Raw genomic sequence first — 15020 nt, 5'->3', positions numbered from 1 at the left:
CGCGCCTCGGGCGCGGGCATCAGTCGCGCGAGGGCGACCAGGAGGGGGATCGCGATCGCGGCCGCGACGAGGATGATCTGCAGGCGGAAGGCGCCGACGAGCGCCGGGAGGAACCCGGCGCCGATGCGGGCGGCGCGCGCGAGGTCGCCGAACCGCTCGGCGACGCCCGAGACCGGCGGCGCCCAGGCGCCTGCCCCGGCCGCGACGAACGCGACGACGATCGCGAGGCCGACCCCGGTGAGGATGCCGAGCGCCCAGCGACGCTCGCGGGCGGCGGCGCGCTCGGCCGCGTCGATGCGGTCGAAGACGCCCGCGGTGAAGTCGGCGGGGAGCGGCGGGACGTCGAGGTCCTCGAGCGCGATCGCGAGCATCCGGTACGTCTCGACCGCCGCCTGGCACTCGGGGCACTCGGCGACGTGCCGCTCGACCGAGGCCGTCTCGGCCTCGAGGAGCGCGCCGTCGACGACCCGCTGGGTCTGCGCGTCGCTGAGGTGTCCGTCGAAGGGGCTCATCGCGTGATCTCCGCGCCCGGCTCGGCGAGCGCTTCCTTGAGGCGGGCGCGCGCCCGGTGAAGCCAGGTCATGACGGTGCCGAGGGGGACGTCGAGCGTGGCCGCGATCTCCTTGTAGGAGAGGTGCTCGACGTGGAAGAGGTGCACGACCTCGCGGTAGTTCTGGGGCAGCGCCGCGACCGCCGCCTCGAGCGCGCCCGCGAGCTGGCGCCGCTCGAGCGCGTCGTCGCCGCGCACGGCCGAGGGATCGGCGAGCTCGCGCGGCGCGCCCTCGTCCGGCTCGGCGTCGAGCTCCACGCGCTGGATCTCCGGGAGGCGGCGTCGCAGGACGTCGAGGCAGTGGTTGCGCGCGATGCGGAGCACCCACGGCACGAAGGGCTGGGCGGGGTCGTAGGTCGAGAGCGCCGCGTAGGCGCGCGCGAACGCCTCCTGCGCGGCGTCGCGCGCCTCCTCGGCGTCGCGGAGCAGGCGGAAGCAGAGCCCGTACACGACGCGCTTGTGCGCGTCGACGAGCTGGCCGAACGCCTTGCGGTCGCCCTTCGCGGCCGAGCGCGCCAGGGCGGCCTCGCCGGTCATCACCGGAGGCCCCAACGAGCGCTCCTCCACCTGCCACGAGAGGGCGAAACCTAGATCGGCGAGCGCCGCGGCCGCAATCATGGAGAACCGTACGGATCCTAAGCGTTTCTATTTCGAGTCCGCCCGCCCGGACGCGTGGGGAGCGCACCCACGGGCGTCCTTCACCAGATAAGTGATTCGGATCAAGGAGTTGCGCTAGACGAGCCCGGCCGCCCGCTCCGCGAGCAAGATCGCGAAGGCCACCGCGAGGGTCGAGGCCGTGACGACCGCGCCGATGCGGAAGAAGCGCCAGAAGCCGATCCCCGCGCGGGACCCGGCGAGCTCGAGGACGATGAGGTTCGCGACGGACCCGAGGACGGTCAGGTTCCCGGCGAGCGTCGCGGCGAGGGCGGTCGCGAGCCACAGGAGGCGCGGCTCCGCGAGGCGCGGGATCCACTCGCCGGCGAGCAGCACGAACGGCACGTTCGAGACGATCTGCGAGGCCACCACCGCGAAGCCGCCGAAGGCGAGGGCCTGGCGCGGCGCGGTCCCGCCCAGCGCCGGCGCGATGAGGTCGTACATCCGGGCGGCGATGCCGGAGCGGCCGACGCCCGCGACCACCACGAAGAGCCCGGCGAAGAACACGAGCAGCGGCCAGTCCACGCGCTGGAGCGCCTCGCGTGGAGCGCGGCCGGCGACCGCCATGCAGAGCGCGGCGGCGAAGAGCGCGGTCCAGGCGAGGGGGAAGCCCGCGAGGAAGCCGGCCACCGCGAGGGTGGTCGCGCCCAGGGCGCGGGCGAGGAGCGGCAGGTCGAGCTCGGGCGGCTCGAGCCGGGTCGGCGTGAGCGCGCGCCGCGGCAGGTCCTCGCGGAAGACGCGCTGGAGGACGAGCGCGACGACGACGAGCGACGCGAGCGCCGGGAGCGCGAGCGCGGCGGCGAAGCGGGCGTAGGAGATCCCCGAGAGCGTCCCGACGATCATGTTCTGCGGGTTGCCGGTCAGCGTCGCGACCGAGCCCGCGTTCGAGCCGAAGGCGAGCGCGAGGAGGTACGGCAAGGGCGGCAGCTCGGCGTCCTCTACGACGGACAGCACGATGGGCGTGACCATCACGCACACCGTGTCGTTCACGAGCAGCGCCGAGAGCGTCCCGGCGGCGAAGACCACCGCCCACAGGAGCGCCCTCGGCGTGCGAACCGCGCGGAGGATGCGGAAGCTCGTCCAGCGGAAGAAGCGCGCCTCCGCGAGGTGCGCCGAGAGGAGCATCATCCCGAGCAGGAGGCCGAGGGTGTCGCCGTTCACGGCCGCCCCAGCCTCGGCGGGCGAGAGCACGCCGGCGGCGACCATCAGCACGGCCCCGAGCAACGCCGCGGCCGGGCGGTCGAGCGACAGGAACGGCAGGCGGCCCGCGGCGACGGCGACGTACGTCACGGAGAACACGGCGGCGGCGGCGACCACGGGGCGTACTTAGCACGGGAGCCCCCCGCCGGGTCGAGCCGAGCCCCGCGCGACCTCGCTCGGCGGCGCGGCGCAGGGGCTACATTGCTGCCGTGCCCCCCGATCTCCCGATCGTCCTGGACGGCAGCACCGGCGAGGGCGGCGGCCAGATCCTCCGGACCGCGCTCTCGGTCGCCGCAATCACCGGCAAGCCCTTCGCCATCGAGCGCATCCGGGCGAACCGCGAGAAGCCGGGCCTGCGCCCGCAGCACCGCGAGGCCGCGCGGGCGGTCGCCCGGCTGTGCGACGCGCAGCTCGCCGGCGACGAGGTCGGCTCGGACCGGCTCGAGTTCCGCCCGCGGCGGCCGGCGCAGGCGGGCGACTGGGCGTTCGACATCGGCACCGCCGGCTCGACCCCGCTCCTCTTCCAGACCGTCTGCTGGCCGCTCGCGCTCGCCGGGAAGAGCTCCACGCTCACGCTCCGGGGCGGGACGCACCAGGACCACGCGCCGAGCTTCCATTACCTCGCGCTCGTGTGGGCGCCGGCCGTCGCGCGGCTCGGGTTCCGCTTCGAGCTCGAGCTCCAGGCCGCCGGGTTCTATCCCGAGGGCGGCGGGGAGTTCACCGCGCGGGTGGAGCCGGCGCACCCGATGCCTCCGCTCGATCTGCGTCACCGCGGGACCCTGCAGGACGTCGAGGTCGTGTCGATGGTCTGCGGCCTCGGGTTCGAGATCGCGGAGCGCCAGGCGGCGCGCGCGCTGCGGCTCCTGCGAGAGGCGGGCATCGCCGCGCAGGCGGAGCGGGTGCCCATGCCGTCGCGCGCGTCGCGAGGCGGGCACGTGCTCGTGGTGTCGACCTTCCAGCGCGCGCGGGCGGGCCACGGCGCGGTGAGCGCGCGAGAGCGCTCGCCCGAGCAGCTCGCGGAGGAGGCGGTGGGTGGCTTCCGCGCGTACCTCACCGGCGGGGCCGCCGTGGACCGCCACCTCGGGGATCAGCTCCTCCTCCCGGCCGCGCTCCTCGCCGCCGGGCTCGTGCCGTCGCCGCCGGGCATCGTCCCGGCGACGCGCTACACCGTCGACGGCGTGACGAAGCACCTCACCACGAACGCCGACGTCATCCGCCGCTTCCTCGACGTCGAGATCGCCATCGTCGGGCGCGAGGACGGGGACGGCGAGGTGCGAGTGCAGCCCCCGGGCGGAGCGGCCGAGGTCGTGCCGCTCACCTCGCCGTAGGCCTCACGCGGGCACCGCGGCGCCGCCGGACGCGCGGTCGCCGCGACCCGCGACGACGAGGCCCACCGCGACCACCGCCGCGCCGAGCCAGCCCATCGCGCCGAGCCGCTCGCCGAGCACGCTCACGCCGAGCACCGCGGCGGTGAGGGGCTCCGCGAGCGTGAGCGTGACCACGGTGGGCACGGCCAGGCGACGCAGCCCCTTCCCGTACAACCAGTACGCGAGGCCGACGGTGAGCACCCCGAGGTGCAGCGCCAGGGCGAGCCCGCGCGGCGTGGCGAGCCAGCCCATCGGCTCGCGCGAGAGGAGCGGCGCCATGAGCAGCGCCCCCACGCCGAAGACCCCCGCCATCGCCTTCGCCGCGCCGAGCCCGGCGTCCATCGCGTGCTTCGCGGCCTGCGCGTAGACGGCGTAGCTGAGGCCGGCGCCCAGCATGAGGCAGATCCCCACCGCGTCCGGCGGCGCACCGTCCGCCGCGCCGCGGGCCGCGAGCAGCGCCGCTCCACCGACGGTGAGCCCGGTGCCGAGCGCCCACGCCCGCGAGAGCCCGCCGGCCTGGCGCGTCACGTGGAAGAGCCCCGCGAAGACCGGCCCGCTCCCGATGCCCACGATCGTCCCCAGCGTCACGCCCGTGCGCCGCAGCCCCGCGAACCAGGCCAGCTGGTATGCGGCGACCGCGACCCCGCCGATCGCGAGCGCGGCTGCGTGGGACCGCCACCGCGGGCGCCGCGCCCGGCGATCCGCGAGCGCGACCGCGGCGAGCACGGCCGCGCCGATCGCGAGCCGCACCGCCCCGACCCCGAGCGGGGTCGTGCCGCCGGGCCCCAGCGCCTGGGCGGTCCCCGTCGTGCCGAACAGCGCCGCCGCCGAGACGACCGCGAGCGCCGCGCCGAGCGGAGGCGCGCCGTGGAGAGCCGGCCGCCTCACAGCCAGCGCTTCCGGCGGAAGAACGCCCACAGCGCGAGCGGGGTCGCGGCGACGAGCGCGAGGACGAGCGGCGCCGCGACGCGCGGCGGGAGGATCTGGAGGTTCATCCCGAAGAAGCCGGCGACGAAGTTGAGGGGCAGGAAGATGGTCGCGACGAGGGTGAGCCGCGCGGTGAGCGCCGAGAGCCGGTTGTTGGTGCGCGAGAGGTAGGCCTCCATGGTCGAGGCGAGGAGGTCGCGGCCGGTGTCGATCTCCTCCGCGAGCCGCACGGCGTGATCGACCACGTCGCGGAAGTAAACGGCCGTCGCGTCGTGCACGAACGGCTGGCCGGGGCGGGCGAGCGCGGCGAACACCTCGCGCTGCGGAGCGAGCTTCCGCCGGAGGTGCCCGTGCGCCCTGCGCGCGCCCACGATCCGCGGCAGCACGTCCTCGTCCATCGCCTGGCCGTCGGGCTCGGCCGTCGCGTCCGCGAGCGCCTCGACCTCCTCGGTGAGGGCGTCCACCAGCGCGAAGTGCACGTCCGTGACGGCGTCGTGGACGAGGTAGAGCGCGAAGTCCGGACCGCGCTCGAGCAGGGCCGGCTCGGCGGCGCAGCGGGCGAACACCTTGTCCACCTCGGCGACCGGGACGCGGTGGACCGTCACGAGCGCGTCCGCGGTGAGGAACGCGTGCACCTCGTGGGAGAGGACGCCGCTCTCGTCGGCCGCGGGGATGACCCGGTGGACGACGCAGAAGAGGCTGCCGGGGAACGGCTCGTACTTGGGCCGCTGATCCTCGTGCGCGCAGTCCTCGAGCGCGAGCGGGTGGAACGCGAAGGTGTCCGCCAGGAAGGTGAGCGTCTCCGGGTCCGGCCCGCAGTCGATCCACACGCGCGCGCCGGGCTCGACGAGCTCGCGCCCGCCGGTCCGCACGCGTCCGCCCTCCCACCGAAGCACCCGCACGCGCTCGCCTCCTCGCGCCGGCCACGACCCGCGCGCCGGGCGCAGCCTAGCATCCATGGCGTGTCGCCGCGCGATGGTGTAAGCGAGGCGCTCGTGCGTCGCGCTCTCGTCACCCTCGTCCTCGCCGCGGCGCTCGGCTGCGCCGCGGGCCGCGCTGCTCGAGGCCCTCGGACCGACACGCCGGACGCGGCGCTCCGGACCTTCTCCGCGGCGCTCGCCGACGGCAGGCTCGAGGCGGCGCACGCGCTCCTCTCCGCTCGATGGCGCGCGGCGTACACGCCACGCCGCCTCGCCGTCGACCTCGCGGGTGCGGGGCCGGCCGGGCGCGAGGCGGCCGCGCGCGCTCTCGCGGCGCTCGACGCCGGGTCGCCCCTCGTCCGGGAGGGCGCCGTGGCCCGCCTCCCGCTCGGGGGGGATCGCGCGGCGGTGGTCGTCCTGGAGGAGGGGAGCTGGAAGGTCGACGCCCTGGAGTGAAGGGGGACGCCCACGCGGCGTTGAGAAGCCCTCGGGTGGCGGCTATAAAGGCGCTCCCATGCCGCTCGACCCCAAGACCGCCCTCGACGCCCTCCGCAAGGTGATGGACCCCGAGCTCCACCGCGACCTCGTGTCGCTCGGGATGGTGAAGGACGTGGCGGTCGAGGGCGACGCCGTGCGGCTAAAGGTCGAGCTCACGACGCCGGCCTGCCCGCTCAAGGACACGATCGGCCGCGACGTGAAGGCGGCGCTCGAGGGCGTGGGCTTCCGCCGCGTGGAGCTCTCCTGGGGCGCCCAGGTCCGGTCCGCGCCGGGCGTCTCCCAGGCGCAGCTCACGCCGGGCGTGAAGAACATCATCCTCGTCGGCGCAGGGAAGGGCGGCGTCGGCAAGAGCACGGTGGCGGTGAACGTCGCCGCCGGGCTCGCCCGCACCGGCGCCAAGGTCGGCATCCTCGACGCGGACATCTACGGACCGTCGATCCCGATCCTCACCGGCGTCACCGAGCGCCCCACCTCGAAGGACGGGCACAGGCTCGACCCGCTCACGGCGCACGGCATGAAGGTGATGTCGATCGGGTTCCTCATCGATCCCGACCAGGCGCTCATCTGGCGCGGTCCGATGGTGACGGGCGCGCTCATCCAGCTCCTGCGGGACGTGAACTGGGGCGACCTCGACTACCTCGTGCTCGACCTCCCTCCCGGCACCGGCGACATCCCGCTCACGCTCGCGCAGAACATCCGCGCGGCCGGCGTCGTGCTCGTCTCGACGCCGCAGGACCTCGCGCTCGCCGACGTCATCCGCGCGAAGCTCATGTTCGACAAGGTCTCGATCCCCGTGCTCGGGCTCGTCGAGAACATGTCCGCGTTCGTCTGCCCGCACTGCCGCACCGAGACCGCGATCTTCGACAAGGGCGGCGCGCGTGCGGCGGCGGACAAGATGGGCATCCGCTTCCTCGGCGACGTCCCGATCGACCTCGCCATCCGCGAGGGCGGCGACAAGGGCGTGCCGATCGTGGTGGGCCAGCCCGACAGCCCGCAGGCGGCGGCGCTCCTCGCCGTCGCGAGGAACGTCGCGGGCGCGGTGAGCACGCAGATCCTGAAGGCGCCGCGCCTGCCGGTGATCGGCGCGCAGTCGCGCGCCTGACGAGGCGACCATGGAGCGACCGCCGCCGGAGAAGGACGATCCGTTCGCGCCCGACGAGCTCGAGATGGGCGGCGACGCCGCCGAGCCGCGCGGGCTCATCCCGGAGGCGGTGAAGAAGGCGATCCTCGCAGGCGTCGGCGCCGTCTTCATGACCGAGGAGGGCGCGCGCCGGCTCGCGCGCGACTGGAAGCTGCCGAAGGACGTGATCTCGTACGTCGGCACCCAGGCCCACGCCGCGAAGGACGAGATCCTGCGCGCGGTGGGCGACGAGATCCGCCGCTTCCTCCAGTCCGAGGCGCTCCGCCGCGAGTTCCTGAACGCCCTCGCGGATCGCACCATCGAGGTCAAGATGGAGATCCGCGTCCGGCCCGACGCCGAGGGCGCGCCGCGGGCCGAGGTGAAGAGCGCGGCGCGCCGCAAGCCGGCGCGGAAGGGCAAGCGTTGAGACGCGCCGCACGCCTCGTCGCGCTCCTCGGCGCGCTCGCCGTCGGCGCGTTCCTGTTCTCCGCCTCGCCCAAGGACGTCGTCCTCGTCTACGACCTCGCCGGCGCGCCCGAGGCGACCGCGCTGGAGGTCGATCTCCGGCGGGGCGACGACCTCGTCCGGCACGCCGAGTTCCGCCTGACGGGCCCCGACCGCCAGGTCCGGCATGCCCTCCGGCTCCCGCGCGGCGAGTACGCGCTCGCGTGGCGCGCCGCGGGCCCGGCGGGCGCACGCTCCGGCGAGCGAACCCTCGACGTCGAGGAGGAGGGCACGATCGTCCTCCCCGTGGGGCGGTAGGGAGGCGGCCCCGCTCCGCGGCGCGTGCCGCCGCCGCGCGGCCTGCCCAGCTTGGTGGGGATGATCGATCTGCACTTCGTCGCGGACGGGCTCGCGCTGGGTGCGCACTTCCCGATGCGGGCGGCCGCCCGGCTCGCGGAGGAGCACGGGATCACCCAGGTCGTCGACGTGCGGGTGGAGGCGTGCGACGACGAGGCGGTCCTCGCGCTCCACGGGATGCGGCTCCTCCACCTCCCGACCCAGGACACCCGCGCCATCTCGCAGCGCATGATCCGCGACGGCGTGGCCTTCGTGACCGGCGCGCTCGATCGCGGCGAGCGCGTCCTCATCCACTGTCAGTACGGCATCGGGCGCAGCGCGCTGCTCGCCCTGTGCGTGCTGGTGGCGCGCGGCGACGCACCGCTCGACGCGCTCTCGCGCGCGAAGGGCGCGCGCCCGGTGGTGTCGCCCAGCCCGGAGCAGCTCGAGGCGTTCATCGCGTTCTGCGAGTGGCAGCGCGACGCCGGCGAGGCGCGGTGGCCGGTGCCGACCTTCGACGAGCTCGCCGCGATCGCCTACCGCCACCTCCGCGCGGACGCCTCGCGCGACGAGGCGCGGGCCGCGTCGTCGCGCGCCTAGCCGGGGCGTCCAACGACCGCGCGCGTGACGCACCGCAGGGTGTGACGTTCCCACCGGGCGGAGGGTGAGGGTGGGTCCGCGAGACGCCAGGAGGCGCGGAACCTCTGCGCAATTCGTGCGGGCGCGCCCCGCCTGAGGCCTCGCCTCTGCGGCCCATCCGGCACACGCTCGCACCGCTCAATCGACTAGTCGGCGGGACCGCCCTCCGGACGGCGGCCCGCACGGAGGGACGCGTGGCCATCGAGCGGATCGCAGTCGTCGGGGCGGGTCAGATGGGGTCGGGCATCGCGCAGGTCGCGGCGCAGGCGGGGCTGTCGGTGGTGCTCGCCGATGCCTCGCCGGAGCTCGCGCGCAAGGCCGTCGAGAAGCTCGGTGCGACCCTCGGGAAGCTCGTCGAGAAGGGGAAGATCGCGGCCGGCGATCGCGACGCGCTCCTCGGACGGATCAAGCCCGCCGCGAGCCTCGACGACTGCGGCGGGGCGGACCTCGCCATCGAGGCGATCGTCGAGAACGAGGGCGTGAAGAAGGACCTCTTCCGCAAGCTCGACGCGCTCCTCCCACCGCACGCGATCCTCGCCTCCAACACGAGCTCCATCTCGATCACGGCGATCGCCGCGGCGACGAAGCGCCCCGGGCAGTTCATCGGGATGCACTTCATGAACCCGCCGCCGGTGATGCAGCTCATCGAGATCATCCGCGGGCTCCAGACCGCCGACGCGACCTACGACACCGTCGTGGCGCTCGCGAAGAAGCTCGGCAAGACGACCGTCACGTCCAAGGACTCGCCGGGCTTCATCGTGAACCGGATCCTGATCCCGCTCCTCAACGAGGCCTGCTTCGCGCTGCAGGAGGGGCTCGCGTCGCCCGAGGACATCGACACCGGCGTGAAGCTGGGCCTCAACCACCCGATGGGCCCGCTCACCCTCGCCGACTTCATCGGCCTCGACACCTGCCTCTACATCGCCGAGGTGCTGCACCGGGAGCTCGGCGACGACAAGTACCGGCCGGCGCCGCTCCTCCGCCAGTACGTGGCGGCGGGCTGGTACGGCCGCAAGGCCGGTCGGGGCTTCTACCGCTACGACGCCTGAGCCCCCGCGGGCGCGGGCGGCCCCTGGAGACGACGATGACCTACGAGAACATCCTGTGGGACGTGCAGGACGGCATCGGCACGTTGACGTTCAACCGGCCGAAGGTCCTGAACGCGATGAACGCGCGGACGTTCGAGGAGCTCGCGGACCTGGTGCGCTCCGTCGAGGCGGACCCGGCGGTGCGGGCGATCGTGCTGACGGGGGCGGGCGACAAGGCGTTCATCGCGGGCGCCGACATCGCCGCGATGGCGGCGATGGGGCCGGTCGAGGCGCGGCGCTTCGCGGAGTCCGCGCACGACGTGCTCGAGCGGCTCGAGCGGCTGCCCATCCCGACCGTCGCGGCGGTGAACGGCTACGCGCTCGGCGGCGGCTGCGAGGTGACGCTCGCGTGCGATCTCGTCTACGCGAGCGAGCGAGCGCGCTTCGGCCAGCCGGAGGTGAACCTCGGCCTCATGCCGGGCTTCGGCGGCACGCAGCGGCTCGCACGGCGCGTGGGGGTGATGCGCGCGCTCGAGATCGTCCTCACCGCCGATCAGCTCGACGCCGCGCAGGCGAAGGCGATGGGCCTCGTCCTCGACGTCGTGCCGGCGGCGGACCTGCTCGCGCACGCCCGCGAGAAGGCGCGGAAGATCGCGTCGAAGGGGCCGGTGGCGGTCGGCCAGGCGAAGCGGGTGCTCCGGCGCGGCGCCCAGCCGGATCTCGGCACGGCGAACGAGCTCGAGCGGCAGGCCTTCGCGGCGCTCTTCGGCAGCGCGGACGCGAAGGAGGGCATGCGCGCCTTCCTGGAGAAGCGCCCCGCGCAGTGGACCGGCGCCTAGCGCGCCACGGACGACGGGAGAGCCATGGACCTCCAGCTCACCGACGAGCAGCGCCAGGTCCGGCTCGCCGACATGGCCACCGATCACGAGACCGAGACCCAGCGGCTCGTCATCGCGCGCGAGCTCCTGCGGGACCGCTGAGCGGCCGGGCTCAGCCGGCGCGGGCGGTCGGATCCTCGTCGAGCTCGATGAGGTGGCCGGTCCGCTCGCGCTTCACCCGCAGATACTCCACGTTGTGCGGGTTCACCGGCGAGGGCAGCTGGATGCGGCCGCGGACGGCGACGTTCGCCTCCTGGAGCCCCGCGACCTTGAGCGGGTTGTTCGTCACGAGCTCGACCGAGCGGACGTCGAGCAGCCGCAGCATCTCCGCGGCGACGTCGTAGCTCCGCAGGTCGTCCGGGAAGCCGAGGAGCCGGTTCGCCTCGTACGTGTCGTGGCCCTGCGCCTGGAGCGCGTAGGCGCGGATCTTGTTCCCGAGCCCGATGCCGCGGCCCTCCTGGCGGAGGTAGAGGAGCACGCCGCGACCGCGCTCGGCGATGAGATCGAGCGCGCGATCGAGCTGGGCGCGGCAGTCGCACTTGAGCGACCCGAGCACCTCGCTCGTGAGGCACTCGGAGTGCACCCGGACCGGGACGCTCTCGCCGGCGACGTCGCCCATGACCATGGCGACGTGCTCGGCGCCGCTCCGCGGATCCCGGAACACCACGGTGCGGAAGAGCCCGCGCTGGGTGGGGAGGGGGGCTTCGGCGTAGATGAAGACGCTCTCGCTGCGCTGCGTGCGACCCTTCACCGCCACCACGTTGCCCATGTCTTTCGGCACCTCCGCGCGTCCCGTGACGACGGGATCCCGCGTCGAATAACGCCGCGCGATGACGCCGGTCAAGACCAACTCCGGCCCGTCGTGGGGCCTTCGCGAGAGCCGGGTGTGCGTTGACACGGCGCGCGCGCGCCGTTAGACGAGCCTCGAATGGGCGCAGACCTCTCATCCGGAGACCTCGCGCGCGCGACCGGCAACACGGTCCGCACGATCCGGTTCTACGAGGAGGAAGGCCTGCTCAAGCCGTCCGTGGTGAGCGACGGCGGCCATCGCCGCTACACCGAGGACGATCTGGAGCGGCTGCGGCTCATCACCGATCTGCGCGAGCTCGGGCTCTCGCTCTGCGAGATCCGCTCGATCCTCGAGCTGCGCACCGGCTGCCACAGCGCGGCCGAGTTCGCGATCCGGTTCCAGTCGGTCCTCGCCGGACACCTCGAGCAGGCCCAGCGCCGCCTCGAGCGACTGAGGCGCGTGAAGCGCGAGCTCCTCGACGCGCTCTCGACCATCCAGGAGCGGCTGTCGTCCGCGGGCGTCGAGCAGTGCCCGTGCGCGGTGGCCGAGGAGGCCGGCGCGCCGCGGATCGTGCGCGTGCTGGCGCGCCAGCAGGGCTGCTGCGGGCACCATCCGTACCCGCCGGTCGCCGCCGAGCACGCGGAGCACGCCGGCGAGGCCGTGCCGCCGGCCGTCGCCCGGAAGACCTCGGGGACCTGAGCGCGCTGGCGGGGCGCCACGGCCCGCGTCGGCTCGCTCTGCGTCACGACCGCTCGGCGGTGGAAGAACCCGCGACGGCTCTCGCGCTCGCGCCGTGACGCACGCAGCGCGCGTCGCGCGAAGGCTCGGCTTGCGTCGAGTCGCGAGGGCGCGCGGGAAGGCGAGCGCGATTCGGGTCGGGCCACTGCAGCGACGAGCGGCGCCATGCGCCGGACGCTGCCAGGCCCCGTCGACCGCTCGCGCGTCTAGTTACCATAATCTACATTATCGGACTCACGGTCGGCCCCACGGCCCCCGTGCTGTCGCTCGGCCCGCCACGCGCATACCGGAGCAAATGGGCTACGATCGATGTTCGACGCGACGCGGGATCACTCGGACCCGCGCGCCACCGCGAATGGACGACCGCTTCCGGATACCCGCTCCCCCACGCCTCCGCGGTGCCACCGCGCTGGCCGCGTCGATCGTCCTTCCGCTCCTCGTGTTCTCCGTCGAGTGGATGTTCCGCTCGCTGTTCGAAGGCGTGCCCTTCATCCTGTTCCTGCTCGCGGTGGCGCTCGTTGCGTGGGCCGGCGGGCTCCTGCCGGGACTCGTCTCCGTCGCGCTATCGGGCGCGCTCGGATACGCCTTCCTGACGGCCTCCGAGAGCGGCATGGGGTCGCCTGGCGCACACCTGAGCATCGCGGTCTTCCTCCCGGCTGCCGGGGGGATCGCCGCCATCGGCGCGGCCGCGCGAACCGGCTTCCGCGAACGAGACCGCGCCGCGGAGACGCTCCGGGAGAGCGAGTCGCGCGAGCGCGCCCGGGCGCAGGAGCTTCAGGCCATCATGGACGCGGTCCCCGCGATCGTGCTCATCGCGAACGACCCGGAGGCCCGCCAGGTGACTGGGAGCCGCGCCGCGTACGACCTCCTCCGCATGCAGCCCGGCGCGAACGTGTCCAAGTCCGGGTCCGAGCCACCGCACCATTACCGGGTGGTGAAGGACGGTCGGGAGCTCCCGGCTCACGAGCTCCCCACCCAGGTGGCCGCCCGTAGCGGCGCGCGGGCGCGGGACGTCGAGCTCGAGATCGCCTTCGACGACGGGACGCGCCGCACGCTGCTCGGGAACGCCGAGCCCCTCTTCGACGACCAGGGCCGCTCGCGCGGCGCCGTCTCCGCGTTCATCGACGTGACGAAGCTCGTCGAGGCGGTCCGCACCCGAGACGCGTTCCTCTCGATGGCCTCGCACGAGCTCAAGACGCCGATCACCTCGCTCCAGCTGCAGGTCGGGTCGCTCCTGCGGGCTCGGGGAGCCGTCCCGGCGCCCGTGGCCAAGGCGGCCGACGCCACCAGGCGCCAGGTCGTGCGCCTCACCGCGCTCGTGAACACGCTCCTCGACGTCTCGCGCCTCAACGAGGGCCGCCTCCAGCTGGAGCTCGAGCCGGTGGACCTCTCGGCGCTCGCGCACGAGGTGGTGTCCCGGTTCGTCGCCGAGACCGAGCGCGCCGAGTCGCGCATCCGGGTCGACGTGGCCGAGGGCGTCCGCGGGAACTGGGATCGGCTCCGGCTCGAGCAGGTCCTGACGAACCTGCTCTCGAACGCGCTCAAGTACGGCGAGGGAAAGCCCGTCTCCCTCCGCGTCGAGTCCGGGGGCGCCACGGCCAGGCTCCTGGTCGCCGACGAGGGGATCGGCATCGCGCCCGTGGAGCAGCAGCGCATCTTCGAGCGCTACGAGCGCGGTCGCGCGACCCGCGGCTACGGCGGGTTCGGCCTCGGGCTGTGGATCACGCGCGAGATCGTCACCGCCCTCGGCGGGCGGATCGAGGTGGAGAGCGCACCGGGGGCCGGCTCCACGTTCCGGGTCGAGCTGCCGGTGGCGGGACCGCCGTCCGCGTGAGCCGTGCGCGGCCGGTGAGCGGCCAGGCTCGCCGCGCGCCTAGAGGTTGTCGGGGACCGCCAGCCCGGGTCCCTCGTGCATGAACTCCGAGCTCTCGTCGCCGAGCGTGCGCGAGGCGAACTTCCAGCCCGCCCCGGGCGGACCTCCTCGTCCCCGGGGTTCACCCGGCGCGAACGACCGCGATCGACCCTTCCGCCTTTCGCTGGATCTCGATCCGGGCCGGGATTCGCCGCCTGAGCTCGGGGACGTGCGAGATGACGCCCACCATCCGGCCGCTCTTGCGTAGGTCCTCGAGGGTGCGGACCGCGTCGTCGAGCGTGTCCTCGTCCAGCGAGCCGAAACCCTCGTCCACGAAGAGCGCGTCGAGGCGCAGCCCGCCCGAGCGGCGCAGGACCACGTCGGAGAGCCCGAGCGCGAGCGCGAGGCTCGCGAGGAAGCTCTCGCCGCCGGAGAGCGCGCCGACCGGACGATCGGTCACGCCGGTCCAGGCGTCCTCCACCACGAGCGACAGCCCCGAGGCCTGGTTCTTCCGCGCGACCGCGGTGTCGTGGCGCAGCCGGAAGCGCCCGCGCGACATCTGCAGCAGCCGGCGGCTCGCGGCCTCGGCGACCTCCTCGAGCCTCGCCGCGAGCACGAACCGCTGAAGGCTCATGTTGAGGGCGTTGTGCCCTCGCGCCACCTCGGCGACCTTCCCTGCCACCGCGAGCTCCCGCGCGACGACCGCCGACCGCGCGTCGAGCTCGCCGACGCGCGCCTCGAGCGCGCGGAGGCGCTCCAGATCCTTCTCGAGCCGGACGCCCTCGTCGCGCGCGAGGCGCGCCGCGTCGGCGGCCGCCGAGCGCGCAGCGCCGAGCGCCGCGAGGTCCGGCGCCTCGGCCCCGGCGAGCTCGGCCTCGAGCGCCGCGAGCCGCTCGGCCACCGCCTTCGCCGCGACCACCCGCGCCTCGATCGACGCCTCCAGCGCGGAGCGCGCCTCACCGGCGAGCAGCGCCGCCTCGCAAGCCTCGAGGCCGAGGAACCCCTCCGCCGCGCAGGCCCGCTCCGCGGCCGCGCGGGCCTCCGTCGCCGCGGTCTCGGCCCGCGCTCGCTCCTCGGCG

17 protein-coding genes are annotated in these 15020 nt (G+C 74.4%); 10 read left to right on the top strand and 7 right to left on the bottom strand.

Translation table 11 applies throughout. The features are described 5' to 3' along the window. The 3 genes from MNY62_RS23795 to MNY62_RS23785 form a co-directional block, all read right to left on the bottom strand. The coding region (locus tag MNY62_RS23795) for an anti-sigma factor family protein (RefSeq protein WP_242346821.1) at nt 1-512 on the bottom strand (512 nt) is incomplete at its 3' end. Beyond that, nucleotides 509-1168 (bottom strand): RNA polymerase sigma factor, encoded by a 660-nt coding sequence (locus MNY62_RS23790; protein ID WP_242346820.1) that lies wholly within the window; start codon nt 1166-1168, stop codon nt 509-511. The genes MNY62_RS23795 and MNY62_RS23790, both read right to left, overlap by 4 nt. Nucleotides 1169-1282: 114 nt before the next feature. Beyond that, nucleotides 1283-2521: an ArsB/NhaD family transporter gene (locus tag MNY62_RS23785; RefSeq protein WP_242346819.1), complete on the bottom strand. Its 1239-nt coding sequence runs from the start codon at nt 2519-2521 to the stop codon at nt 1283-1285. A 92-nt stretch (nt 2522-2613) separates the two neighbouring features. Here MNY62_RS23785 and rtcA point away from each other — a divergent pair, with 92 nt between their 5' ends. Beyond that, nucleotides 2614-3732: an RNA 3'-terminal phosphate cyclase gene (gene rtcA / locus MNY62_RS23780; RefSeq protein ID WP_242346818.1), complete on the top strand. Its 1119-nt coding sequence runs from the start codon at nt 2614-2616 to the stop codon at nt 3730-3732. Nucleotides 3733-3735: 3 nt separating this feature from the next. Here rtcA and MNY62_RS23775 read toward each other — a convergent pair whose 3' ends face one another. Next, nucleotides 3736-4659 (bottom strand): DMT family transporter, encoded by a 924-nt coding sequence (locus MNY62_RS23775; RefSeq protein WP_242346817.1) that lies wholly within the window; start codon nt 4657-4659, stop codon nt 3736-3738. After that, complete coding sequence (locus tag MNY62_RS23770) at nt 4656-5600, bottom strand: magnesium transporter CorA family protein (RefSeq protein ID WP_242346816.1); 945 nt, start codon at nt 5598-5600, stop codon at nt 4656-4658. Before MNY62_RS23770 ends, MNY62_RS23775 begins: the two co-directional genes overlap by 4 nt. Before the next feature lie 93 nt (nt 5601-5693). Between MNY62_RS23770 and MNY62_RS23765 the strand changes: the two genes are divergently transcribed. From MNY62_RS23765 to MNY62_RS23735, 7 genes are all read left to right on the top strand, one after another. Next, nucleotides 5694-6074, top strand: coding sequence for a hypothetical protein (locus MNY62_RS23765; RefSeq protein ID WP_242346815.1), 381 nt, complete (start codon nt 5694-5696; stop codon nt 6072-6074). A 58-nt stretch (nt 6075-6132) separates the two neighbouring features. Further along, nucleotides 6133-7218 carry an Mrp/NBP35 family ATP-binding protein gene (locus MNY62_RS23760; RefSeq protein WP_242346814.1) on the top strand — a complete coding sequence of 362 codons (1086 nt, stop codon included), beginning with the start codon at nt 6133-6135 and terminating at the stop codon, nt 7216-7218. A gap of 10 nt (nt 7219-7228) precedes the next feature. Beyond that, entirely contained in the window at nt 7229-7663 is a 435-nt protein-coding gene (locus MNY62_RS23755) for a hypothetical protein (protein ID WP_242346813.1), read from the top strand. Beyond that, nucleotides 7660-7998 carry a hypothetical protein gene (locus MNY62_RS23750; protein ID WP_242346812.1) on the top strand — a complete coding sequence of 113 codons (339 nt, stop codon included), beginning with the start codon at nt 7660-7662 and terminating at the stop codon, nt 7996-7998. Before MNY62_RS23755 ends, MNY62_RS23750 begins: the two co-directional genes overlap by 4 nt. 60 nt (nt 7999-8058) lie before the next feature. Continuing rightward, nucleotides 8059-8616, top strand: a complete 558-nt coding sequence (locus tag MNY62_RS23745) for a protein-tyrosine phosphatase family protein (protein ID WP_242346811.1) — start codon at nt 8059-8061, stop codon at nt 8614-8616. Nucleotides 8617-8849: 233 nt separating this feature from the next. Further along, nucleotides 8850-9704 carry a 3-hydroxyacyl-CoA dehydrogenase family protein gene (locus tag MNY62_RS23740; protein WP_279426863.1) on the top strand — a complete coding sequence of 285 codons (855 nt, stop codon included), beginning with the start codon at nt 8850-8852 and terminating at the stop codon, nt 9702-9704. A 35-nt stretch (nt 9705-9739) separates the two neighbouring features. Next, the gene (locus MNY62_RS23735; RefSeq protein WP_242346810.1) at nt 9740-10522 is read left to right on the top strand and encodes an enoyl-CoA hydratase/isomerase family protein; all 783 of its coding nucleotides are present in this window, start codon (nt 9740-9742) and stop codon (nt 10520-10522) included. Between the two features lie 151 nt (nt 10523-10673). Here MNY62_RS23735 and ribA read toward each other — a convergent pair whose 3' ends face one another. Further along, on the bottom strand, nt 10674-11330 hold the full coding sequence (gene ribA, locus MNY62_RS23730; protein WP_242346822.1) for a GTP cyclohydrolase II: 657 nt from the start codon (nt 11328-11330) through the stop codon (nt 10674-10676). Nucleotides 11331-11489: 159 nt separating this feature from the next. Here ribA and MNY62_RS23725 point away from each other — a divergent pair, with 159 nt between their 5' ends. Together MNY62_RS23725 and MNY62_RS23720 are read left to right on the top strand one after the other, a co-directional pair. Next, nucleotides 11490-12050, top strand: coding sequence for a MerR family transcriptional regulator (locus MNY62_RS23725; RefSeq protein WP_242346809.1), 561 nt, complete (start codon nt 11490-11492; stop codon nt 12048-12050). Nucleotides 12051-12444: 394 nt separating this feature from the next. Next, complete coding sequence (locus tag MNY62_RS23720; RefSeq protein ID WP_242346808.1) at nt 12445-13923, top strand: sensor histidine kinase; 1479 nt, start codon at nt 12445-12447, stop codon at nt 13921-13923. A gap of 160 nt (nt 13924-14083) precedes the next feature. On the opposite strand, the gene MNY62_RS23715 is transcribed toward MNY62_RS23720, so the two are convergent. Beyond that, nucleotides 14084-15020: SbcC/MukB-like Walker B domain-containing protein (locus tag MNY62_RS23715; protein ID WP_279426862.1), on the bottom strand; the 937-nt coding region annotated here is incomplete at its 5' end.

Origin of the sequence: Anaeromyxobacter terrae (genome assembly GCF_022690685.1) — a bacterium.
In the GTDB taxonomy this organism is placed as follows: domain Bacteria; phylum Myxococcota; class Myxococcia; order Myxococcales; family Anaeromyxobacteraceae; genus Anaeromyxobacter; species Anaeromyxobacter terrae.
The sequence above is the reverse complement of the archived record's forward strand: the minus strand, read 5'-3'. Positions and strand labels throughout refer to the sequence as shown.